This is a genomic window from Acinetobacter sp. UBA6526 (assembly GCF_002434875.1).
GTDB lineage: Bacteria > Pseudomonadota > Gammaproteobacteria > Pseudomonadales > Moraxellaceae > Acinetobacter > Acinetobacter venetianus.
Genome location: NZ_DJLC01000155.1, coordinates 1 through 23,413, shown reverse-complemented (window position 1 = coordinate 23,413; position 23,413 = coordinate 1). Strand labels below are relative to the sequence as shown.

At 41.0% G+C, this 23,413-nt stretch carries 24 protein-coding genes; 4 read left to right on the top strand and 20 right to left on the bottom strand.

All coding sequences use genetic code 11. The features are described from left to right. From B4237_RS10710 to B4237_RS10680, 7 genes are all read right to left on the bottom strand, one after another. Positions 1-1,221, bottom strand: a 1,221-nt coding sequence (locus B4237_RS10710; protein ID WP_286943053.1) for an MFS transporter, incomplete at its 3' end; no start/stop codon positions are given. A 118-nt stretch (positions 1,222-1,339) separates the two neighbouring features. Beyond that, positions 1,340-2,362: an enoyl-CoA hydratase/isomerase family protein gene (locus B4237_RS10705; protein ID WP_286943052.1), complete on the bottom strand. Its 1,023-nt coding sequence runs from the start codon at positions 2,360-2,362 to the stop codon at positions 1,340-1,342. Between the two features lie 14 nt (positions 2,363-2,376). Next, positions 2,377-3,150 carry an enoyl-CoA hydratase gene (locus tag B4237_RS10700; RefSeq protein WP_286943054.1) on the bottom strand — a complete coding sequence of 258 codons (774 nt, stop codon included), beginning with the start codon at positions 3,148-3,150 and terminating at the stop codon, positions 2,377-2,379. A 21-nt stretch (positions 3,151-3,171) separates the two neighbouring features. Continuing rightward, positions 3,172-4,299 carry an acyl-CoA dehydrogenase family protein gene (locus tag B4237_RS10695; RefSeq protein ID WP_286943050.1) on the bottom strand — a complete coding sequence of 376 codons (1,128 nt, stop codon included), beginning with the start codon at positions 4,297-4,299 and terminating at the stop codon, positions 3,172-3,174. Positions 4,300-4,310: 11 nt separating this feature from the next. Next, entirely contained in the window at positions 4,311-5,960 is a 1,650-nt protein-coding gene (locus B4237_RS10690) for an AMP-binding protein (RefSeq protein ID WP_286943049.1), read from the bottom strand. Positions 5,961-6,045: 85 nt separating this feature from the next. Beyond that, complete coding sequence (mmsB, locus tag B4237_RS10685) at positions 6,046-6,936, bottom strand: 3-hydroxyisobutyrate dehydrogenase (RefSeq protein ID WP_278396621.1); 891 nt, start codon at positions 6,934-6,936, stop codon at positions 6,046-6,048. A gap of 12 nt (positions 6,937-6,948) precedes the next feature. Continuing rightward, positions 6,949-8,466: a CoA-acylating methylmalonate-semialdehyde dehydrogenase gene (locus B4237_RS10680; RefSeq protein WP_286943046.1), complete on the bottom strand. Its 1,518-nt coding sequence runs from the start codon at positions 8,464-8,466 to the stop codon at positions 6,949-6,951. Between the two features lie 165 nt (positions 8,467-8,631). On the opposite strand from B4237_RS10680, the gene B4237_RS10675 reads away from it, so the two are divergent. Further along, positions 8,632-9,513, top strand: a complete 882-nt coding sequence (locus B4237_RS10675; protein WP_004882065.1) for a LysR family transcriptional regulator — start codon at positions 8,632-8,634, stop codon at positions 9,511-9,513. A gap of 75 nt (positions 9,514-9,588) precedes the next feature. Here the strand turns inward: B4237_RS10675 and B4237_RS10670 are convergent, their stop codons facing one another. The 4 genes from B4237_RS10670 to B4237_RS10655 all read right to left on the bottom strand — a co-directional run bounded on the left by B4237_RS10670 (position 9,589) and on the right by B4237_RS10655 (position 13,967). Continuing rightward, positions 9,589-11,022 carry an amino acid permease gene (locus tag B4237_RS10670; protein WP_004882066.1) on the bottom strand — a complete coding sequence of 478 codons (1,434 nt, stop codon included), beginning with the start codon at positions 11,020-11,022 and terminating at the stop codon, positions 9,589-9,591. A gap of 190 nt (positions 11,023-11,212) precedes the next feature. Then, positions 11,213-11,572 (bottom strand): RidA family protein, encoded by a 360-nt coding sequence (locus B4237_RS10665; RefSeq protein WP_007478302.1) that lies wholly within the window; start codon positions 11,570-11,572, stop codon positions 11,213-11,215. 10 nt (positions 11,573-11,582) lie between these two features. Beyond that, entirely contained in the window at positions 11,583-12,686 is a 1,104-nt protein-coding gene (gene alr, locus B4237_RS10660; RefSeq protein WP_023012612.1) for an alanine racemase, read from the bottom strand. Positions 12,687-12,710: 24 nt separating this feature from the next. Further along, complete coding sequence (locus tag B4237_RS10655) at positions 12,711-13,967, bottom strand: D-amino acid dehydrogenase (RefSeq protein ID WP_061393513.1); 1,257 nt, start codon at positions 13,965-13,967, stop codon at positions 12,711-12,713. Positions 13,968-14,106: 139 nt separating this feature from the next. Between B4237_RS10655 and B4237_RS10650 the strand changes: the two genes are divergently transcribed. Next, positions 14,107-14,574 (top strand): Lrp/AsnC ligand binding domain-containing protein, encoded by a 468-nt coding sequence (locus B4237_RS10650; RefSeq protein WP_007478297.1) that lies wholly within the window; start codon positions 14,107-14,109, stop codon positions 14,572-14,574. 123 nt (positions 14,575-14,697) lie between these two features. On the opposite strand, the gene B4237_RS10645 is transcribed toward B4237_RS10650, so the two are convergent. The 6 genes from B4237_RS10645 to B4237_RS10620 all read right to left on the bottom strand — a co-directional run bounded on the left by B4237_RS10645 (position 14,698) and on the right by B4237_RS10620 (position 19,500). Continuing rightward, on the bottom strand, positions 14,698-15,066 hold the full coding sequence (locus B4237_RS10645) for a ribonuclease E inhibitor RraB (protein WP_004882076.1): 369 nt from the start codon (positions 15,064-15,066) through the stop codon (positions 14,698-14,700). 126 nt (positions 15,067-15,192) lie between these two features. Further along, on the bottom strand, positions 15,193-15,675 hold the full coding sequence (locus B4237_RS10640; RefSeq protein WP_286943044.1) for a GNAT family N-acetyltransferase: 483 nt from the start codon (positions 15,673-15,675) through the stop codon (positions 15,193-15,195). Between the two features lie 23 nt (positions 15,676-15,698). Beyond that, the gene (locus tag B4237_RS10635; RefSeq protein WP_286943043.1) at positions 15,699-16,364 is read right to left on the bottom strand and encodes a pseudouridine synthase; all 666 of its coding nucleotides are present in this window, start codon (positions 16,362-16,364) and stop codon (positions 15,699-15,701) included. 185 nt (positions 16,365-16,549) lie between these two features. Continuing rightward, positions 16,550-17,002, bottom strand: coding sequence for a hypothetical protein (locus tag B4237_RS10630; RefSeq protein WP_278596736.1), 453 nt, complete (start codon positions 17,000-17,002; stop codon positions 16,550-16,552). A gap of 693 nt (positions 17,003-17,695) precedes the next feature. After that, positions 17,696-18,583, bottom strand: a complete 888-nt coding sequence (locus B4237_RS10625; protein ID WP_130133900.1) for a DMT family transporter — start codon at positions 18,581-18,583, stop codon at positions 17,696-17,698. Between the two features lie 101 nt (positions 18,584-18,684). Beyond that, positions 18,685-19,500 carry a helix-turn-helix transcriptional regulator gene (locus B4237_RS10620; RefSeq protein WP_286943042.1) on the bottom strand — a complete coding sequence of 272 codons (816 nt, stop codon included), beginning with the start codon at positions 19,498-19,500 and terminating at the stop codon, positions 18,685-18,687. A gap of 67 nt (positions 19,501-19,567) precedes the next feature. On the opposite strand from B4237_RS10620, the gene B4237_RS10615 reads away from it, so the two are divergent. After that, entirely contained in the window at positions 19,568-19,927 is a 360-nt protein-coding gene (locus tag B4237_RS10615; RefSeq protein WP_286943041.1) for a DUF962 domain-containing protein, read from the top strand. Positions 19,928-19,992: 65 nt separating this feature from the next. On the opposite strand, the gene B4237_RS10610 is transcribed toward B4237_RS10615, so the two are convergent. Together B4237_RS10610 and B4237_RS10605 are read right to left on the bottom strand one after the other, a co-directional pair. Further along, positions 19,993-20,571, bottom strand: a complete 579-nt coding sequence (locus B4237_RS10610; protein ID WP_286943039.1) for a DUF4126 domain-containing protein — start codon at positions 20,569-20,571, stop codon at positions 19,993-19,995. A gap of 124 nt (positions 20,572-20,695) precedes the next feature. Continuing rightward, positions 20,696-20,839, bottom strand: coding sequence for a zinc ribbon-containing protein (locus B4237_RS10605; protein WP_004637424.1), 144 nt, complete (start codon positions 20,837-20,839; stop codon positions 20,696-20,698). 499 nt (positions 20,840-21,338) lie between these two features. On the opposite strand from B4237_RS10605, the gene B4237_RS10600 reads away from it, so the two are divergent. Then, a complete protein-coding gene (locus tag B4237_RS10600) occupies positions 21,339-23,129 on the top strand; it encodes a retron Ec67 family RNA-directed DNA polymerase/endonuclease (RefSeq protein WP_286943035.1) in 1,791 nt (596 codons plus the stop codon). A gap of 60 nt (positions 23,130-23,189) precedes the next feature. Here B4237_RS10600 and B4237_RS10595 read toward each other — a convergent pair. Continuing rightward, a partial coding sequence (locus B4237_RS10595) for a hypothetical protein (RefSeq protein ID WP_286943032.1) occupies positions 23,190-23,413 on the bottom strand: 224 nt, incomplete at its 5' end.

Below are 23,413 nucleotides of genomic sequence, written 5' to 3'. Positions count from 1 at the left end.
AATTAGGTAAGGATTTCCTCCACCTATGCTCAATAATTTTGTAGCAATCAATGGTGCAATCCCACCGCCAAGAACTCCCGCCAACTGTACTGAAATTGAGATTCCGCTATAGCGAATTTCCGCAGGGAACTGACGCGCAAACAACTGTGCTTGGGGTGCATACATAATCGGAAAAACTACACCGATTGCCAAGACAATCGCCGTCCAAACCAAGACAGGATCTTTGGTATTGAGCATACTAAAGAATGGATAGCTATAGAGCGCCAACACGCACAATCCAAACATGAACATATTGCGTTGACCGACTTTATCTGACAAATGTCCACATAACGGCGTCATAAATAAAATCACCACAGCACCGCACATTGTGGCGAATAAAATGTCTTGTCTTGGAACACCAAGCTGAGTCGTGGTGTACGCCAAGGTAAACGTTGAAGCAAGATAAAACCAAGCATTTTCAGCAGCACGCGCCAGAATGATAGAAATCAATTGCTTCGGATGTTGTTTAAACACTTGTAAAGCAGGAATTTTAACCTCTTCCGCCTGCTGTTTTACTTTCTCAAAATCAGGTGACTCTGGCACTTTGACACGGATATACCAACCCACTGCCAGCAAGACAATACTTGCAAGGAAAGGAATACGCCAACCCCAACTAAATAATGCTTGTTCGGGTAATAATGAGACTAATCCAAGCGCAACTGATGCGAGTAATAAGCCGCCACCTGTACTGGCTTGAGGTAAACTGCCCCAGAAACCTTTACCACCTTCGGGTGCATGTTCAACGGCCATGAGTACTGCACCACCCCATTCACCACCCATCGCCATACCTTGAATAAATCGTAAGACGACTAGACAAATTGCAGCCCAATATCCAATCGACTCATAAGTCGGTAACAGTCCAATCAATACCGTCGGAATCCCCATCAACATTAATGTTAATAACAACATGGATTTACGACCGATTTTGTCACCAAAATGACCAAATACCAAACCACCGAGAGGCCGTCCAATAAAACCCACAGCATAGGTGCCAAATGCGGCAAGAACGCCTGTCAGCGGATCAAGATTTGGGAAGAATAATTTATTAAAAATCAGTGCTGCTGCCGCACCATAGATAAAAAAGTCATACCACTCAATCGTAGTTCCGACCATGCTTGAGATACCCGCCAATCGATGGGATGACTTTTTAGAATTTGAACCGTTTCCATGTAATGTTTGCATCTTCATTTTCCTTTCTTGGAAATTTTTATTCTGAATTTTTATCCTTACAATTCGACTGAACCATAAGCGTCTTGCATATCTTTTCCTCTCCTTTAAGTTCAAATAAATCGGTTGATGATTAGCTCAATTTTTCTAAAATTTGCTCAAGTTCAGGGTTCTGTTTTTTCCATTGCGGCTGTTTGTCTTTATCCACAATCAACGCACGTACACCCTCAATGAAATCGCCATGTTCGAACCAAATATCCTGCAAATCACGTTCAAGTTGCATACATTGCTGCAATGACAATCCGCGTCCAAGATGTTGTAGCTTCAAACTGGTTTGTTTTGCGACAAATGAGCGTTGTTGTAAGAGATTGAACATTTTACTTGCCCACGGCTGCAATTTTTCATCTTGTTCATTCGCTAGACTTTGCTCAATTTCATCCAAATGCTGAAAACCAAAATGTTGACGAATGGCATCCGACAACTGTTTTAGCTCACTCTCGGCAGGGCGTGTAATAAAGCAACTGACAATATGTTCGATATTTTGTTGATTGAGATTGCCTTCAGCGGTCAGTGCATCTTGTAAGGTTTGAAGTTTTTCACTTGGTACATGGTAGTCGATCAGGTCTAAATAAAGCGCATCGCTACTACTGATTTGCTCACCTGTAATCGCCATATAAACGCCAATATCATCTAATCGAGATAGAAAATGAGTCGCTCCCACATCGGGGAAAAAACCAATTGCTGTTTCAGGCATCGCAAAACGGGACTTTTCGCTACTCACAATAATGTGGCAGGCTTGCGCCAAACCAAATCCGCCACCCAAGACATAACCATCCAGCAAAACCACCACAGGTTTTTCATATTCGCGGATTGTGGTCAGCATTTGATATTCGGCACTAAAATAACCTTGGTGATCTGCCGTGCCTTTTTGATAGCTATCATAGAGATAACGAATATCTCCACCTGCACAGAAAGCTTTTGGACTATTAGACTTGATCAAAACAGCTTGAATAGCAGCATCATTTCGCCAAAGTTCGAGTTGTGTACGAATCCCTTCGATCATTTCTAAAGATAACGCATTCAAATGTGTTACCCGATCTAAGCTGATGATGCCAAGAGCACCTTGCTGCTCAATGATGAGATGTTCTGCATTCATTTTTTTCGTTCTCTTTATTGATTTTTAAAGTTTGCCTGTCGCTTTTCAACAAACGCTTGCATACCTTCTTTTTGATCCGCAGTCGCAAAAATAGAATGGAACATACGTCGTTCAAAGCGTAAGCCCTCCGTAAGATTGACTTCAAATGCACGATTAATGGTTTCTTTCAACATCATGTTGGCAGTGAGTGAGCGTGTCGCAATTTGTTCAGCAGCTTGTAGCGTTTGTTCGAGTAAATCTTCTTTATTGAATACACGCGCAACCAGACCACTTAACTCTGCTTCCACAGCACCCATTTGACGTGCAGTCAAACACATTTCCATGGCTTTAGCTTTACCAATCGCATGGGTTAAACGTTGCGTACCACCGATCCCAGGAATCACGCCCAAAGTGACTTCAGGCAATCCAAATTTGGCATTCTCAGCACAATAGATAAAGTCACACATCAATGCCAATTCACAGCCACCGCCCAAAGCATAACCACTCACTGCGGCAATCAGCGGTTTACGGCGTTGAGCAATTCGATCTGCGAGATGAAAAAAATCATCAAAATAAATATCAGGAAAATTCAGCTCGGCCATTTCCTTAATATCCGCCCCCGCTGCGAATGCTTTTTCAGAACCAGCCAACACCATACAGCCAATCTCAGCATCTCTTTCCAGTTGGTCGAGTGCTTGATTTACTTCACTGATCAATTCACTGTTTAAAGCATTTAAGGCTTTCGGTCGATTTAACGTGATCACCCCAACGCCATTACGCTTTTCTAATAAAATAGTTTGCCACTGCATCATTCAATCCTTGTTTGAGTTTTATAGACTACGTGCGATCACTAAACGTTGAATATCGCTAGTACCTTCATAAATCTGACAAATTCGTGCATCACGGTAGATGCGTTCAATCGGAAAATCTTTCAGATAGCCATAGCCACCAAAAACCTGCAAAGCGTTCGAACAAACACGTTCTGACATTTCTGAAGCAAATAGTTTCGCCATTGACGCTTCATTTAGGCAAGGTTGACCTGCTTCTTTGAGACGCGCAGCATAATGCACCAACTGTCGTGCAGCTTCGATCTCCGTTGCCATGCTAGCAAGACGGAAGGCAATCGCTTGATGCTCAAAAATTGGTTTACCAAATGTCAGACGTTCTTTGGCATAGTGTGTTGCTTCTTCTAAGGCTGCACGCGCCAAACCCACTGCCTGTGCTGCAATTCCGATACGACCGCCTTCTAAATTGGCAAGTGCAATTTTCAGACCCTCGCCCTCTTTGCCTAACATCAAACTTTTATGCACACATACGTCGGTCAATGCAATCTGGCAGGTATCTGAAGCATGTAGACCTAATTTTTCTTCGACACGAATGACCTCATATCCGGGTGTATCACGTGGCACGAGAAACGCACTAATGCCTTTTTTACCTGCGCTTGGGTCAGTCACAGCAAAGACGATAATCACCCCTGCATTATGACCAGAAGTAATAAACTGCTTTGCACCATTCAGAACGTAATCGTCACCGTCTTTAACCGCACGCGTTTTAATCGCAGCAGCATCCGAACCTGTATGAGGTTCAGTTAGAGCAAATGCGCCGATCATTTCACCTTGAGCTAGGGGTTTTAAAAAACGTTCCTTTTGCTCATCATTACCAAATTTTAAAATCGGTACACATCCCACTGAGTTATGCACGCTCATAATAGTCGAGGTCGCACCATCAGCCGCAGCAACTTCTTCCAGCGCCAACACATAGGCCAAATTACCCGTGTCTGACCCACCCCATTGCTCTGGAACAAGCATGCCCATAAAACCAAGCTGCCCCATTTGCGCTAGTGCTGCTTTGGGAAAAGTGCCGTCTCTATCCCAATCGCTGGCATTCGGTTTAATTTGTTCTTGAGCGAAGCTTTTCGCCATATCACGAATTAACAATTGTTCTTCAGTAAATTGCATCGTTACTTCCTTTATCCTGCTTTTGCTTGCTGCTTAGCAATTTCCTGATTCCGCAATAAAAAACGTTGAATCTTGCCACTTGGTGTTTTGGGTAATTCCGTTACAAACTCAACCAGACGCGGATATGCATGCGCAGAAAGGCGTTTTTTCACAAACTGACTGAGTTCCTCAGCAAGTGCGACAGTTGACTGCACCCCTGTAGCCAAAATCACAAAGGCTTTCACCAACTCGGTACGATCTGGATCAGGCACGCCAATTACGGCAGCTTCGATAACAGCATCGTGTTCCAACAACGCACTCTCAACATCGAATGGGCCAATTCGATAACCTGATGTAGTAATCACGTCATCACTACGCCCAACAAAACTCATGCTGCCATCACTATGCAGTTCAGCGGTATCACCTGTTAAGTAATAATGACCAACAAAAGGTGATTTGCGACTTTCTTTATAGCCACCAAACCACATCATCGGCGATTGGCTGATATCCACTGCTAGAATCCCAGCAGTATCAGGCGGGAGTTCCTCACCCTGTTCATTGACAACTGCAATTCGATAGCCCGGACTAGGGAATCCTGCCGCACCCTCACGGATTTCATGGTGTAAACCATGATGGTTACACACCACCATGCCCACCTCAGTTTGTCCGTAATGGTCATAAATCGGTGCATCAAGTACCTGTCTAAACCAACGGATCACTTCAGGATTGAGCGGTTCTCCTGCACTACTGACGACACGAAATTGTCCTTTTAATGCTGCCATTTGTGCAGGATCGGCAGCCATCATCATGCGATAAGCCGTTGGTGCTCCTGCCAAATTAGTAATCTGATAATCCTTGACGATTTGACACAGACTATCGGTGCTAAAGCCACCTTCGTAAAACAAAGTTGCATGCCCTAAGAATAACGGTCCAGTAATAGCGTAATACAAACCATAAGCCCAACCGGGATCAGCAATATTCCAAAACGCATCATCTTCAGTTAAGCCAATCGCATCTTGCATGTATCGACCAAAAGCAAGTAAGGCTTTCAAAGGCACTTCCAGTGGTTTGGCTGGCCCAGTTGTCCCAGAGGTAAACATCAATAAAAAGGTATCTTGAATATTACGCATGACCAATTCACATTGATCAGACTGCTGATTTAATACATGCCAAAAGTTAAAATCACTTGGATTAAGTGCTGCACCTTCAGCATCAGCAACCGTCACAATCGCTGGGCAATGTTCAACCTCATCAAGCTTGCTGCGATTGACCACATCCGTCACCACCAACTTACTTTGTGCAAGCTGAATACGATGTTCGATCGCCTTCGGGCCAAATGCCGTAAACAGCGGTTGATATACGGCACCAATTCGCCACGCGGCGAAGATTGTGACCAGTAGTTCAGGAGTTCTCGGCAATAATCCCGAAATACGATCACCTGCCTGAACGCCTTGAGATTTTAAAAAATTAGCAAATTGGCTCGACCATTGTTGTAATTGACGAAAGGTATAATGCGCCTTACGCCCATCTTTGCCTTGCCAATACAACGCCACTTTTTCACCATCTACATGTCGGTCGCAACACTCAAAACACGCATTGAGTGCATCTAACGAACCTGACAGCATTTTTTGAGCCGTACTTTCAAAATCAAAAGTTTGTGCCACATCTTTATAATTGAGCATCTCTATTCCCTCAGTCTGAATTTGTTGTTATTTACGACAGAGTTTCATTTATTGATTGAAAAGCCATCCTATGGCTTTGTGTTGTTTAAGCTTCTTCAGGCAAATATTGGTGAATAATGCTCGAAAAATCTAAATGTGCATTTCCACGCATACACATTTGTTGATAAAGCTGCTGCACCATACCGCCTAATAGAATGGGCTGTTTGACCTGACCTGCGGCTTCAACAGCAAGACCTAAATCTTTCAACATCAGTTGTGTCGCGAAACCGTCTTGATAGCCACGAGAAGCCGGAGCATTTTCGCTAATATGCGGCCACGGATTACAAACATCTGAACTCCAACAACGCCCACTTGATGTATTGATTACACCAGCCAACGCTTTTGGATCAATGCCAAGTTTCACACCGAGTGCCATGCCCTCAGCCACAGCAGTCATGGAAATACCGAGAATGAGGTTATTGCAGATTTTGGCAATTTGCCCTGCGCCAACATCGCCACAGTGGATGACATTTTTACCCATATGACCAAGCACTGCTTTAGCCGCCTGATAGGTGGACTCATCTGCGCCCACCATGAACGTTAACGTACCTGCCTGAGCACCAATTGTTCCGCCAGAAACAGGAGCATCACAAATCTTGATATTTTTACTGTGTGCAATCTCAGCAATATCTTGAATGGTTTTAGGATCAATCGTGCTGCTGTCGATACATAAAGCACCTGCTTTCAATGCTTCCAGCACACCATGTTCTCCGAGATAAACCTCTTTGACATGCTTTGCAGCAGGTAACATGGTAATCACTACATCCGCTTGTTTGGCAGCTGCTTGTGGACTGTCGCACACCACACCACCTGCTTCGGCAAAGTGTTGATTGGCCACTTCACTCAGGTCATAACCATAAACTGTAAGCCCTGCTTTGAGCAAGTTATGGGCCATTCTGCCACCCATATTTCCTAAACCGATAAAGGCGATATTCATCCCTGATTCCCCTTAACGTAAACTAATGGTGGTATTTACACTGCCGACATCATTACTGTCTTCAAACCAACGACTGGTAATGGTTTTAGTTTGCGTATAGAACTGTACTGCTTGCTTGCCATACGGACCTAAATCACCCAGTTTTGAGCCTCTTGAACCGGTAAAACTAAAGAATGGAACAGGCACAGGAATTGGAATGTTAATCCCCACTTGACCAATATCGATTAAGTTTTGGAAGGTACGTGCTGTCGCACCACTTTGAGTAAAGAGTCCAACACCATTACCAAATGGGTTGGCATTGATCAAAGCAATTGCCTCGTCCAAACTATCAACCGAAATAATCGCCAGAACTGGCCCAAAGATTTCTTCTTTATAAATGCGCATGTCAGTTGTCACGCCATTAAAAATCGTTGCGCCAACAAAATTACCTGACTCATAACCAAGCACTTGAACATCACGACCATCTAACAGAAGTTCAGCACCTTGCTCAACGCCACTGTTGATCAGATCCATTACACGGGCTTTGGCACGTTTTGAAATCACAGGGCCAATATCTGTATTTGGCTCATGACCTGCATTTACTTTTAAGGTTTTGGCCTTTTCAACCAGCTCTTGTACCCATTGCTGACTTTCACCCACCATGACGGCAACCGAAAGCGCCATACAACGTTGCCCTGCCGCACCAAATGCAGCACCGACTAAGGCATTTAGCGTTTGTTCTTTGTTGGCATCAGGCATGACCACCACATGATTTTTTGCACCCATCATCGACTGCACGCGTTTGCCATGCTGCCCTGCGAGGTTATACACATGGGTTCCAACTGCGGTTGAGCCAACAAAAGAAATCGCTTTAATCAGCGGATTGGTACATAAGCGATCTACGACCTCCTTACCACCATGTACTACATTGAGTACACCTGCTGGAACGCCTGCTTGAATCGCCAGTTCGACCAACATCATGGTCGAAAGTGGATCTTGCTCAGATGGTTTGAGGACAAAGGTATTGCCACAAACGATTGCCATTGGGAACATCCACAATGGAATCATGGCAGGAAAATTAAATGGGGTAATCCCAGCACAAACACCCAAAGGTTGCTGCAAAGTATAGGTGTCGACACCACGAGCAACACCTTCGGTATATTCGCCCATTTGTAATGTACCGACTGAGCAAGCATGCTCAACCACTTCTAGGCCACGTTGAATATCGCCTTCTGCATCCGCCAAAGTTTTACCTTGTTCAGCGGTCAGCACGCGTGCAATTTCTTTCATGTTGGTGCGGATCAAGTCTTGTAACTTCAACATAATACGCATACGTGCCTGAATCGGCGTTTGACGCCAAGACGCAAATGCATCTTGTGCGGCTTGAATCGCAGCATCAACTTCCTGAACCGTAGCAAATGGCACACGACCAATCACTTCTTGAGTTGCAGGATTGACAATATCTTGCCATTGCTGTGTTTCAGACTCGATAAATTGTCCATTAATGAGTAGCTTTGCTGTTTCCAGCTCGATTTTCTGGATTGTATTCATAACCTCTCCATAGGCCTATTTTTATTGTGTTCACATTGTCGAAAATAGCGATTCGTCGTATTTTCTTTTTTTAACGTTTGTTCGAGACTAGCAAAGAATGCTTTGACCACCAACGCAAATTCATGCACGATTGATGTGCAAATATGCACAGGGAATACAATAAAAATGAAAGTGGATTGGGATCATCTACAATTTTTTTTGGTCTTGGCGAGAACCAAGACTTTGACCAATGCAGCACGGGTAATCGGTGTTGAACACAGCACTGTAGCGCGACGAATTCAGGCTTTGGAGCTGACTTTAGGCACGACGTTGTTTAAGCGAGAAGCTTCTGGCTATGAACTAACGATGGAAGGATTAGCTCTTGTTCCACGAGTTGAACAGATGGAACAGGCCTTTCTACAAATCGAAAAACCGCATCAACCTTTGCAAGGCCGTGTGCGAATTGGCACACCTGAAGGTTTTGGTACAGCATTTCTTGCACGTCTACTTGCTGAGTTTTCGATTCATTATCCTTTGCTCACCATCGATCTTATCCCTGTACCCAAGATGATTAAGCTGTCGCATCGTGAAGCCGATATTGTGGTGTCAATTGACCGTCCTACATCTGGGCCATATATCATTACGCGGCTGTCAGACTATTCTCTAAAGATATATGGCAGTAAAAATTATTTAGCACAAAACCCACCGATTCGACGTTTAGAAGATTTAACTCAACATCGCTTCGTCAACTATATTGATGATCTGGTCTATAGTCCTGAACTGTATTGCTTAGAGCGCCTTCCTCTCAAACTGACAGCAAATTTCCGAAGCAGCAGTATTTTGGCTCAACAAATTGCGGTCAGCGCAGGTGCTGGATTGGCAATTTTGCCCAAGTTTTTAGCACACGATAAAACCGAACTAAATGATGTACTCGCTGAACAAGTCCGTTTTAATCATACCTTTTGGATGCTGACTTTTGTGGATTTACAGCATGAGCCACGGATCAAACTGGTTTGGGATTACTTACGTAAACAGGCTGATAAATATCAACATTTATTAGTCGATTAAGATACTAAATGGCAAATAGAAAAAGAGCTGATCTTTCGTAGTCAGCTCTTTTTATGGGAGATATACAATAACTAGTTAAGCTAGTTCACCACGAAGTTTGCGCATACGTGGCTTATATAACAATTGATAGGTCACCGCTAAAATGACCACCCACAATGGACTAACATACAATGCTTTTAAGGTGTCAGGTTCAAGTGCCAAAATCACCAAAGCAAATAGCAAAAATGCAATCACTACATAAGACATGAACACGCCGCCCGGCATCTTGAAATTTGATTGTGCATGTAATTCTGGGCGTAACTTACGATAGCGGATATAGCACACCATAATTAGACTCCACACACTGATAAATAGAATCACGCATAAAGAACTGGCTAAGGTAAATGCTTCCATCGTATTTGGGACAAAGTACTGAAGTACTGCGCCACCCATGATGAATACACACGAGAAAATCAAACCATTGGCAGGAACCGCACTTTTTGACAAACGACCAAACGCGTTCGGTGCCTGACCATCTTTAGATAAGCCAAATAACATACGACTGGTAGAGAATACACCACTGTTCATTGATGACATTACTGATGAAAGCACCACCAAGTTCATGATGATTGCAGACGTCACAATACCTGCATTCATGAACAACTCTACAAATGGACTTTTATCTGGGCTGATGCTATTCCACGGTGTAACCGCCATCACCACAAGCAATGCCAGCACATAGAATAAAATGATACGAATCGGAATGGCATTGATCGCTTTTGGAAGGTTCTTGTGCGGGTCTTTGGTTTCCGCCGCTGTTGTTCCAATTAACTCAACCCCGACAAAGGCAAATACGGCGATTTGGAAACCTGCCAAGAAGCCTTCAGCACCTTTCGGGAACATCCCGCCATGCGACCAAATATTGCTGAGTGATGCCACTGTGCCATGTGGTGCAGTAAAGTGACTGAAAATCATGTAGCCACCAATCGCAATCAAACCAATAATCGCGAGGATTTTAATCAGTGCAAACCAAAATTCGACTTCACCAAACAATTTGACTGTAAGTAAATTGAGGGCCAATACAAACAATACGCAGCCCGCGCTAATCGCCGCCTGTCCTATCGGGGTAAAGGTTGTGCCATCTGGTAGCCAAAAACCAAGATAGTTAATCACTGCGGCCAAGTCAGCAATACCAACCAGCACCCAACCGAGCCAATACGTCCAACCCAAATAATAGCCAGCCCAAGGCCCGATTAAATCATGCGCCATATCTACAAAAGATTTGTACTGTAAATTTGCCAGTAACAACTCACCGAGAGCGCGCATTAAAAAGAAAAACATGCCGCCAATAATCATGTAAATAAACAAGATTGATGGGCCTGCGAGGGAGATGGTTTTGCCAGATCCCATAAAGAGACCTGTACCAATCGCGCCACCGATCGCAATCAATTGCAAATGGCGATTGGATAATTTCCGTTGTAAGTCTTGAGGTGCTTGTTCACCTTCTGACTGATTATGAATAACCGTCATAACAAAAGTTCCTTTTACTACTTCCTAAATGGATTGGCTGCTTATTTATGCGCTATTCCCAGCTGTCTTTTAAAATAACCAATCCATTCTGTTTGCAAGAAAATACGTATCTGACTTAGTTTTAGCTATAGCAAATACGTTACTTTTCTTCTTTTTTAATATTCTTTAAGCAAAAATAAGGCTGACTGCCTTATTTTTGTGCTGCAACAACTGCAATTTCAATTAACCATTTCGGATTGACTAAATCCGCTTGAATGGTCGCGCGCGAGGGAGCGACACAACCTTTTAACCAATCAACCCATATCGTATTCACCGTTTGGAAATCTGATAAATCTTTGATAAAGAGTTGTGCTGACAATAAACGAGATTTATCTGTATTTGCCGATGCCAATAACGTATCAATGGTCGCAAGCACTTCACGCGTTTGACCTTCTATATCAAGATCTGCATTTTTGGGTACTTGCCCAGATAAATACACCACCTTGTTAAATACCGTTACGGCACTCATCACTTCATTGGTATTTATCTTTTGGATATCTGAATGAGACACTGTTCTTTCCTTATTGCTGATTTATAAATGAAACGCGCGCAGTAACTCCACACATCAGTTCATAACCGACTGTGCCCGAAGCCGCTGCTACATCATCAATGGATAAAATTGTTCCTGTGTGGGATTTACCCCAAAGCACCACTTCACTGCCGACTTCAGCATCCTCAACTGGCGTCAAATCGACTGCCAACATATCCATGCTGACACGACCAATAGTTCGCGTCCGAATACCATTGACCAATACAGGCGTTCCAGTCGGTGAAATACGCTGATAACCATCGGCATAACCACATGCCACAATGCCAATCTTCATCGCTCTTTCCGCGACGAAGCTCGAACCATAACCCACGCTTTCTTTCGGATTGAGATGCTGCACCGCAATTAACTCACTGCGTAAGCTCATGGTCGGCGCAAGCCCCCAATCTTGAATGCTATGTTTGGGAAAGTCAGGAGAGCTGCCGTACAGCATGATGCCTGCACGTACATAATTGGACTGAAGTTGATCTTGGTATCTTAGGATCGCAGCACTATTACTGACGGATCTTTCACCCGGAAGATATTGAATTGCAGCTTCAAACTCTTTGATTTGATAATCAATGCCGACATGCCCAAACCGCTCACCATCTGCATCAGAGAAATGCATCATATGGGTGATTTTGCCCACATTTGGGAGGCTATTTAGGTGTTGCCAAACTTTACGATACTGCTGTGGTTTAAAGCCTAAACGGTTCATTCCACTGTTCATTTTGAGAAAAATATCAAACTGGGCAGGATAGATATGCTGCTGCAACCATTCGATCTGTTGCTCATTGTGAATGGTAAAACTAAGCTGATATTGAGCACAATCAAACAAGTCTTGAGGAGAAAAAATACCCTCGAGCAGCAAAATTGGGCCTGTCCATCCTAGAGCGCGTAAGCGTTTGCCCTCTTCAATATCGAGTAAAGCAAAACCATCGGCGCTTTTAAATGACGAATAGACACGCTCAATTCCATGCCCATAGGCATTGGCTTTGACCACAGCAAAAACCTTGCTATTCGGCACAGACTGCCGAACAACAGCTAGATTCTGAGTTAACGCTTGCTGATGAATCACAGCAGTAATTGGACGAGGCATAATGAACTTCCTTGTAATTCGTTACTATGCCGCGTGTGAATAACGCTGAATCGATAAACCATCTGTACTGATATCGGTACGATGATTTAACACAAGGTCACTGATCAGTTTTCCTGAACCACATGCCATCGTCCAACCCAAAGTTCCATGTCCTGTGTTGAGGAATAGATTCTTATATTGTGTTGCTCCGATGATTGGTGTGCTGTCAGGGGTCATTGGACGAAGACCTGTCCAGAAAGATGCTTGTTTCAAGTCACCGCCTGGGAATAAATCTTGCGTCACCATTTCCAATGTTGCACGGCGATCTTGGTTGAGACCTAAATTAAAACCACTTAATTCAGCCATACCACCCACACGAATCCGCTGATCAAAACGAGTAATCGCAACCTTATAAGTTTCATCAAGCACCGTAGATTGTGGTGCAAATTTCGGCTCAACAATTGGAATCGTGAGTGAATAACCTTTGACTGGATAAACTGGCAGATTTAACTCTAACGGTTTTAAGAAATCGCGTGAGTAACTACCAAATGCCAAAACAAAACGATCAGCGGTTAAAACTGCTCCATCGACCATAACGCCTTTGATCTCATCACCTTCAACGATCAGCTTTTCAACGTTTTGATCAAATTTGAACTCAACACCTAGATCTTGCGCTAGTTTTGCCAATGCATTGGTAAACAGAAAGCAGTCGCCTGTTTCGTCATTCGGCAAATGTAAACCACCTACTAAGTGATCGTTATGTGCCAATGCAGGCTCGACTGACCCGAGTTGTTGTGCATTTAATAAATCAAAATCAACGCCACACTCTTTGAGTACTTGAATGTCGCGCTGTACAGCTTCAAGTTGGGCTTCATTACGGAAAATCTGTAGCGTTCCTTTAGAACGATTTTCGTAGTTAATACCTGTTTGTTCTCTTAAATCACGTAAACAATCACGACTGTATTCCGCCACACGCATCATGCGCTCTTTATTCACCGCATAACTTTGTGGGTTACAGTTTTTCAGCATCTGTGCCATCCACTGAAGCTGCCACATACTGCCATCAATATTAATTGCCAACGGTGCGTGATGTTGGAACATCCATTTAACAGCTTTAAATGGAATGCCGGGAGCAGCCCATGGCGTTGAATATCCTGGGGAGATTTGTCCTGCATTACCAAAGCTAGTTTCTTTGGCAGGGCCAGATTGACGGTCAAGTACAGTCACTTGAGCACCTTGTTGCGCTAGGTAGTAAGCACTTGCTACACCAATGACACCACTTCCTAAAACGATTACGCGCATAACAGATCCCTCACGCACACACTAGTTTATTTAACTAGTATATTTTTGGATCAATAGTTTATTTGACTGTTTTTATGCTTATAATCTAGGTAATTCATATTTTTTGTCATGCAAAAATTAAAATAAAAGGGAATAATCTATGCGTAAATTAGACCGTATTGATCGCCTGATTTTAGATATTCTGCAACGCGAAGGACGGATCGCGATTAGTGAACTGGCTTCTCGTGTCAACTTATCGACCACACCTTGTTCAGAACGTGTTAAACGCTTAGAACGAGAAGGGATCATCATGGGCTATTACGCTCGTCTGAACCCAGAACTGGTCGATCGTAATCTACTTGTGTTTCTTGAGATCAAACTTTCTGCAAAATCTGGTGATGTGTTTGATCAAGTGGCTCGAGATTTGGTCGATATTCCAGAAGTGTTGGAATGCCATTTGATTTCGGGTGAATTTGACTATCTTGTCAAAGCAAGACTCAAAGAAATGAGTGCCTATCGCCGACTGTTAGGTGATTTATTAAAGAAACTACCCGCTTCAGCCTCATCACATAGTTATGTGGTGATGGAAGAAGTGAAAGAAAGCTTATATCTCGATATGGGTGTATAAGTGATTTAAAGTGCTTGAGGACGAATGATCCTGTTATTGAAATAAAAGCTTAGAGGAGATTCTTAAATTAAGAATCTCCAAATGATGACGAGCGAACTGATATTTTAATCATTCAGGCTGCTGCTATTCATCTTCTTCATCATAGATATAGCTCATACAACCCCAGCCATCGTATTCACCGCCAAACTCTTGAGCGATACGGGTCATCCATTCTTCTAGATCTTCAATATCTTCATATTCTAGGATCATGTTGACATGGATATTCAGTACCCATAAATCAGAACCATCTGAATGAAGCTCCTCTTGATACAAGGAGATTTTTTGCTCTTGGTGTAATAGGTGCAATGCACACTTTTCCGCTTGTTCTTGTTTTGCAAAGACAACCGAAAACTCAACTTCATGCGGTTCGCTCAGGTCATTGCCATCTTCAACCATTTGCCAGAGTACATTGCCATTATCGTTATCAGGGAATTGATCATAGTCGCGTGTCATATGAGTATCCTTTGTTATGTTTTGGATTTGATTGTTTGGCTATAGATTAACCTATTTTTATGTCAGTTTTTAGACCTGTCGATATCATTATTGTAGTTAAAAAATAATCAAAATCGCCTTATAGAATCACTCAGCTTGACTGAGTTGGATCATCAGTACCACTTGATCTAGACAACGAATACCATGTTCATAGATTGCCTCTGGATAATCTTTAAAAACATCGACCTCAATGTGCGACATTCGGAAACCACATTTTTGATAGAGTGCCAACTGATCTAAGCTGGAATTGCCTGTTTTAACGATAATAGATACTGTTGATCGTTGCTTCGCATATACAATCGCATGTTGAATGAGCGCCTTAGCAATTCCTTGCCCCTGAAAAGAATCCGCTACTGTTAAGTTTTTAATCTCAGCTTGATCATGATTTTCGAGCAAACATAGCTGCGCAATACATTCATTTTCGACAGTACAAACGACAAAAATCTTCGCATCAAAAAGATATGTTGAGATGTGCTCCCAACTGGGATCAGCTTCTAATAAGAGTGCTTTTAATTGCGCTTGTTGTTCAACAGTTAAATTTGTCCAATGCGTTTGCTGAATTGCCTGCATAGATTTTCCATTTCTTCTTAATACTAAAATGGCACATCAGAGCGGATTTCTATTGCCTGCATGTTCAAGGGGTGTTGAAATGCGAGATAAGCCGCATGTAATGCCATCCGTTTTAAATGAAATTTGGTAGGTTCGGGATGATAAAGTTTATCGCCCATAATCGAATGACCAATATACATCATATGCACGCGGAGCTGATGCGAGCGACCTGTCACAGGCTCTAAACGCACCCGACTTTGATCCGTTGCGGCATCATAATCCATCAACTGAAATAAAGTTTTGGCAGATTTCCCTAACTCAAAATGCACCATCTGACGTGGACGATTTTCCCAATCCGTGATCAATGGGACTTCTACACTCCCTTCCGCCTGAATTTGTCCCTGAACCAGTGCAACATAGTATTTTTTGACTGTACGCGCTTGGAACATTTTACTGACCGCGACTTCGGCTTCTCGATGCTTGGCGAACATCAACAAACCAGAGGTCGCCATATCTAAACGGTGCGTCACTTTGGCAGCTGGATATTTTTCCAAAATGCGTAAATAAGCACTGTCCTGATGCTCTGGCAATCGCCCCATCACCGACAATAAACCTGCGGGCTTATTAACCACCACTAAATCATCATCTTCATACAAGATCTCTAAAGGTTCTTGCGGTGGCATATAGATAAAATTGTCATTTAACGGCATGGGACATAAAACAGATTCAAAAAAGCCAAATGATTATAGCGGCTTATCTAGGAAATTTAACCATCGCGCTCGATAGAACAACCAAACCATGCGGCTACAATGATTTTTTATTTTTAGCAGATGTGATGAATAAAGGATCTTTGATCTCATTTATTCATCTGGTTTCATGATTTGTTATTTATCCCTTAAGAAGCCGACTTCATTGGCTTGCTTAAATTTTCACGATATAGCGCTTCTAATTCCGCTATTTCACCATTCATAAATGCAAGCAGATATTCTTTCGCACGACTTTGCGTTAAATGTTTAAACGAAATACTGTCTTTTGTTTTCCGTGTCAGCAGTCCAAAAACATCCTTTTTTGCAATTAAAACAGGAATATTACTTTCCAGTTTAAATTCTAAATGCTGCGTTTTAGCAAAAGCATCCAAGATAATTCGAATGGTTTGCCCTGAACGTTCATCTGTAACGATAAAACTGGTACTCGCACCATCTAATTGCAGCTGACGGACTAACTGCTGTCGCCAAGCAATTGCATCAAACCTTTTCAGAATTGTTTCAGTGTCAAATGCACCTAAATGATCAGCATCATTACGACCTGTTTGGTGCGGATAACGTATTTTTAGATCGAATTCATTCATTATTTTTCTGACCTATTCCAGTATGATCATCTTTTGATTTTAACTTTAGGAAAATTATATCATTTTGTTTTTTAATATAAAAACAGCGACTTATATTCAAAATTAGAAGATTTAACGATTTATTTCACATTCAATTTTAGTTTTCTTGAACTAGTTTTTATTATTTATATCTGATTGGTCATATTCTGTTGAGATTAAATTTTTTAGGGTATCAAGGGAAAACAGAGGTTGTTTACTTCAACACCTATGACTTTGTAAGCCATAACCTTTGCCTATAAACTTTTGATCTATAGCGTCCTAAGCCGAATCGAGACCTTTTGGGTAAGTACACACTTGCTTTGTAAGCGTCGGTGCATGCTACTCTTTTCGATCCCTTTCACACCCTTGCGATATAGTTTAGGGGGAAGCGGATGGGATTGTTTTCCTAAAAAATGGCATTTTTAGCCAATAATAAAATAATTTTGCATATCAACATTAAGAATCAGAATTTTTTCCCATACTTCACAAATTAATCATATAAAAATTCTAATCAAAGCATATTTAATCGAAATTTTAATCATAAATCAGCTGAGAAAAAGCTACATTTTCGAGATAAACTGAAAAATCATGCTCAAATTCGTATTGCCCTGAATATGCTAAAGCAATCTTTCCTGTCCAATAAATATTTTCAACTCTTGTTTCCGCATCATTCAACTATGCCCAAATCACCATAATCGCAGCCACAATCACCAACCACAAACCCAAATGATCTGTTTTCGCCAATTTTTCTTTAAAGAAGAAGGCTGAAATTAATAGGCTAAATAAAATTTCGACCTGACCAAGCGTTTTCACAATCGCAACCGTCTGCATACTCATCGCGCTGAACCACCCCACCGACGCGAGAAAGCTGCATACACTGACTTTAAAAACCAAGCCGAGGCGATGCCACATTCGATAAAGTGTTTCACGGCTGAAAATTCCCAAATACAACAACATGATGATGCATTGAAAACTGATTAAACAGCATAATACCCACGCTGCACGATGCAGAAATGGCAACATGGTCAGCTCTAAACTGGCTTCACGTACCAATAATGAAGTGATCGCAAAACATAGACCACTACCCAAACCGATCATTAAGGTTTTCATTGAAAGTTCAGTATGCTGACGACCTTTACTTAATAGAAAGACTGCAACCGCACCGATCAGAACCCCTACCCAGCCCCATGTCGTGAGATGTTCCTGTAAAAAGATTACTCCAACGATTGCCGCTAAAATTGCTTCACTTTTGGCAAGTCCAACACCAATGGCATAGTTTTTTTGTTGAAATAGCATCACCATCAAAGCAGTCGCAAAGATCTGACTCACACCAGCAATGACAATGTAAAACCAAAACTTATCTGAGAAATGAACCGCTGCCGTGACAGGTTTTTGCATATACAGGAAAGCCAGATAACTAAAGGCAAAAAGCGGTGAAAATAGAAAGCGCGCCAGCGTTGTGCCGTAAGCATCCACTGAAGTGCTGAGTTGTTTTTGAAATGCGTTACGCCAAGCCTGCATAAATGCAGCCATGATAGTGAATAGAATCCAAGTAAAAGCCATAAACGCTAACGCACGATCAAAATGTGAGTGTAATTTACTCGTTTCCTCATTATTTTTCGAGTATTAGTTGGAGTAACCCGCGTATTTATAAGGTATTAAACTTATTTTGAAGCAGAAAAATCGCTGATAAAAATGGTATTGGCTTTCAGCATAGACGGTGCAAAATCCACCATACGGCGTAATGTTCGGGTGAAATGAGCTTGATCAGAAAAGCCTGACTCCATTGCAATTTCGATCAAACTTTTACCTTGCATCCACAACTTGATTGCATAGCGGATACGAAGCCACAAAATATATTGCCGCATCGACAAACCCAATTGCTCACTAAATAAATGCATCAATCGTGACTCAGACAATCCGACCTGCGTTGCAACTTCTGCAATGGTTGGAATATGTTGTGGCACACACTGCTTGATGTAGTCACAAGCGTGCAAGATGCGTTGATCCCACGGTAAACTAGCAAGAGGTTTGGGATTTAAAATGACTAAAATATCCAAGACCAATTGTTTTACTTGCTCTAGGCTGAGCTGCCCTAACATGAGTTGCTGAAAGCGTTGTTGAAATAACCCAAGTGCGGATGCGGCTAAGCAACAAAATGCATTCCCATTCAATAATGGATGTAGATAGGCATACAGTGCATGATCAGGATCAATCAAAATCGCAATATAAGGCTGATTTTCTGAATCGGTACTGTGCGGCAGATTAGATGCCATCACCACAACCTCATGGTAACTGCGGGGCTGCTCATCCACTGAGATCGCAAATGGTGTACCACAGCTAATTTGTAGCAATGCTGGAAAATGCGCATGTGCTTTATTCAAATGTTCTTGAGTCACATAAATAATCACACCATCCCAAGCATAGACCAAATTTTTGCTCTGCTTCGCTGAATCAGATTCCTTTTGTTGAGATAGCATATTCGTTCAAGACCATTTTGGGTGGAGCGTTCAAAATAAATACGACTTAAACGAATGGAGCAGTCGTATGTCTCACAATACTCAAGAACTGATGAAAAACAATACTGAGCAGATGGAAGCCACTGATGTTCGTTATAAAACCCTAGCTGAATTTTATCCTTTTTATCTTTCGCAACATGAAAATGCGACTTGTCGTCGTCTGCATTTCGTAGGGACAAGCTGCGTGATTGGTATCGGTGCTGCATCTGTTGTGACTGGAAATGCCAAATTACTTTGGGCTTTGCCTGTAGTGGGATATGGCTTTGCGTGGGTGGGTCATTTTTTTTATGAACATAATAAACCTGCGACCTTTAAGCAGCCGTTTTTTAGCCTTGCTTGCGATTTTATTATGTATAAAGACATTTTATTAAAACGTGTGAAGTGGTGATAAAACGTGGAAACTTTCACTCGAAAATACAGTTTAAGTTTCCGTAATTTTTTTGTCTTTCAATTTTATGATGTTGAATGACCCATTTGTTCCTGCTTTTTAGCACGTACCCAATGTACCACTACAATCACAAGAATAATCACCAAAACCGTAATCACCACAGGCATCACAAATGCCAAAATCGACAATAGGATTGAACCAAACAACTCACCTGTTGCCACTACAAAATTGCCCAGTCCGCCAGTGGTTGCGGTTGAAACGCCTCGTGCAGCGACCGTACTCATTTGCACCACTCCTGCCGTTCCACCGCCCACGATCAACGCGGCTGCCCAAGTGGCAAACTGTGACATTTCCCCACTACTCACTGCCATTGTGGTCAATGTTCCCGCGATGACCGCGGCAGGTGTTGCAATGGTATCTAACAGGTTATCCACCCACGGCACATAGTAAGCGGCAATTTCACAGATCGTCGCAAAGCCTAAAGCCATACACACTGAGGGCAATGCTAACCATTCAAAACCTTGTGCGGGTTCGTACCATCCCATCAGTGTTGCAATACTCATCGCCAATAATGGAACAAACACACGAAAACCACAGGCTGCACTTAATCCTACGCCGATACAGAGTCCTAATATTGTTTCCATATGGTTTTCCTTATTTAAAGGTTTACGGTCTTTATTGTTATTTCATATTTTAAAGTAACAAAAAAGCCCTATCGAGTGACAGGGCTTTCATCAAAACAGTGGGTAACTGTTTGGTGTTTGCGGCTTAGGCATTCTTACTGTTGAATTGATTGCCAAGGCATTTGGTACACGGAGGTAGACGATCAGTACCAATTTCTAAATAGGTGCGGTGTCCGCATTGAACACAAAAATAGAAGCCAGTTCCAGGTTTTTCGCCAGCAGTAACCATCTTTGTTCTCCATAGATTTTAGAAATGGTTCATATACTATAGCGTGATAGTTTTGATTATTTATTGACCTTTCCGACGAGTGATGATGGCGGAAAAGATAAAAGTGCTTCTTAGGAAAATCTCAAATTTTTTAATTTTACACCTTCTTTTCCCAACTTATTTTCTATAATCATTTTAAGGTAATACAAATATAACTCGCCTAAAAAATCACCATTTAATAAGAAAATTATTTTTTCATTAATACAAGACTCTAACTAAATAATTATTTCCAAGTAAATAGATGCAAGTAATCATTGTTAATATTCTAAATTATTTTATAAGTTGTTTCAGATGAAAATTAAAGTTATATTATAGTGCCCCTTGGGAAGATTTTTAGATTGCGTATCGCAATCTGTTTTGAAAATGTTAATGGCTTATTGTCAAATTTGCCGATATGTATTGGTTACGCCGCTAAGTATACTCTTGTGCGATGACCATATGAGTTCCCAAGGGGTACCTTTTGAATTTTTTAAATCAGCTCAAAACTTGTCAAACACAAAAAGATTTTGCTGCTTTATTGGGCTATTCTGAAAAAAATTTCTCTCGTATCTTATTTAGTCAAAATATTACCACAAGATATATAAGCTTTGAAATTCCTAAAAAAAATGGTAATAAAAGACAAATTCTTGCACCTACCTCTGAACTTAAAATATTACAAACTCGGTTAGCTAATCTTTTAAGCAATTGCTACGAGGAATTAGAAGTAAAAAGATTATCATCGTCTTCATATATAAATTGTACTAGCTCACATGGTTTCAGAAGAAATATCACAATAAACATTCCAACATCAAAACAAAATAGAACACCTATTGGATCTAAAAAAGTTAATTTTGGTATATATAGCAATGCTGAAAAACACATAGGCAAAAGGCTGGTACTAAATATTGATCTAAAAGACTTTTTTGAAAATATTACTTTCTCTAGGATCGTTGGATTCTTTACAAAAAATAAATTCTTTCTTTTGCCTCTAGATGTCGCTATTTTAATTGCTCAGATCGCTACATACCGGACATCTACTTCACAAGAAGGTTTTTTACCTCAAGGTAGTCCTTGTTCACCAATAATTAGTAATTTAATTGGTAATATCCTTGATGTTAAAATGGTAAAATTAGCAAAAGAATACAAATTTACTTATACAAGATATGTTGATGATTTGACACTATCAACCAATTTACCGCAATTCTCTGATGATATTGTCAAACTTAATAATGAAAAATGGGTTGTAGGTTCTATTTTAAATCACACCATCAATAGTAGTAGATTTACAATTAATCCAACAAAGACTAGAGTAACTAATAAATATAACAAACAAGAAGTAACGGGATTAATAGTTAATAAAAAAGTTAACATTGATAAAACATATTACCGCTATACAAGGTCAATGGTTCAAAAATTCTGTTCTGAAGGTGAATTCTTTAAATCTAAAGTTCACATGGACAAACAAAAAATAAGCCGAGAAGCATTAAATGGGATTTTAAGTCATATCTACCAAATAAAAAATAAGCAAGATATTAAATTTCAAAATAGTACGAGAAAATTTAATGAATTAAATAGTCTTGAAAAGCTCTATGCTAAGTTTCTTTTCCACCATTACTTTGTTTATCCACAAAGAATGCTAATAATCGGAGAGGGCTATACAGATCCATTACATTTCAAATTAGCTTGCCATAAACTGTATAAAAATTCATTACATTTCCTTAAATTCTCTTCTCTAGAGGGAACTAAGCGTTTTTCTAAAATAACAGGTTATGGAGGTGGTACAGGATTGCTTAAAATATTTCTTCAAAACTATAAACAGTTTTATAAGGCTAAAAATATTTTTTTAAAACCATGCTTAATTATAGTTGATGGTGATTCTGATGGGCAAGCTGTTATTTCAACAGCGCGATCTGAATTTAAAAGTACTTTTAAGCAAATAAATCATTCTTCTATGACCACAACTGGGCTATTAGATTGGTATCATATCTTTAATAATTTATATATTCTCCAATTACCTAAAAACGAAGTGATTGAAGACTTTTACGATCCATCAGTTTTAATGTATTCGATAGGTTCTAAAGTTTTTCATTCAGATGACAAGAAAAAAAATACTAAATTTGATCCTAATATACATTATGGGAAAAAAGTATTATTGGAAAAAATTATTTATGAGAAGCAGGATATTATTGACTTTACTAAATTCGATTTAATATTTAACTCTATTTTTCATATACAATTATATCATTATATTTATAGTAATTTGCATAATTAAAAACCCCATCATCAAGATAGGGCTTTTACTCAACAGAATCAATTGCTTTTAGCTACAATCTCAAGCCACCTGACCTTCTAAAAAGTCTTGCGCAAAACGCTGTAATACCCCGCCCGCTTCATACACAGAAACCTCTTCTTCTGTATCTAAACGACAGGTCACAGGCACTTCAAGAATTTCTTCTTTACCGTCCGCTGTGGCACGCTCAATCACTAAAGTTAAAGTCGAACGCGGCGCAATATTACCAATTACGCTATACAGCTCAGTACCATCCAAACCTAATG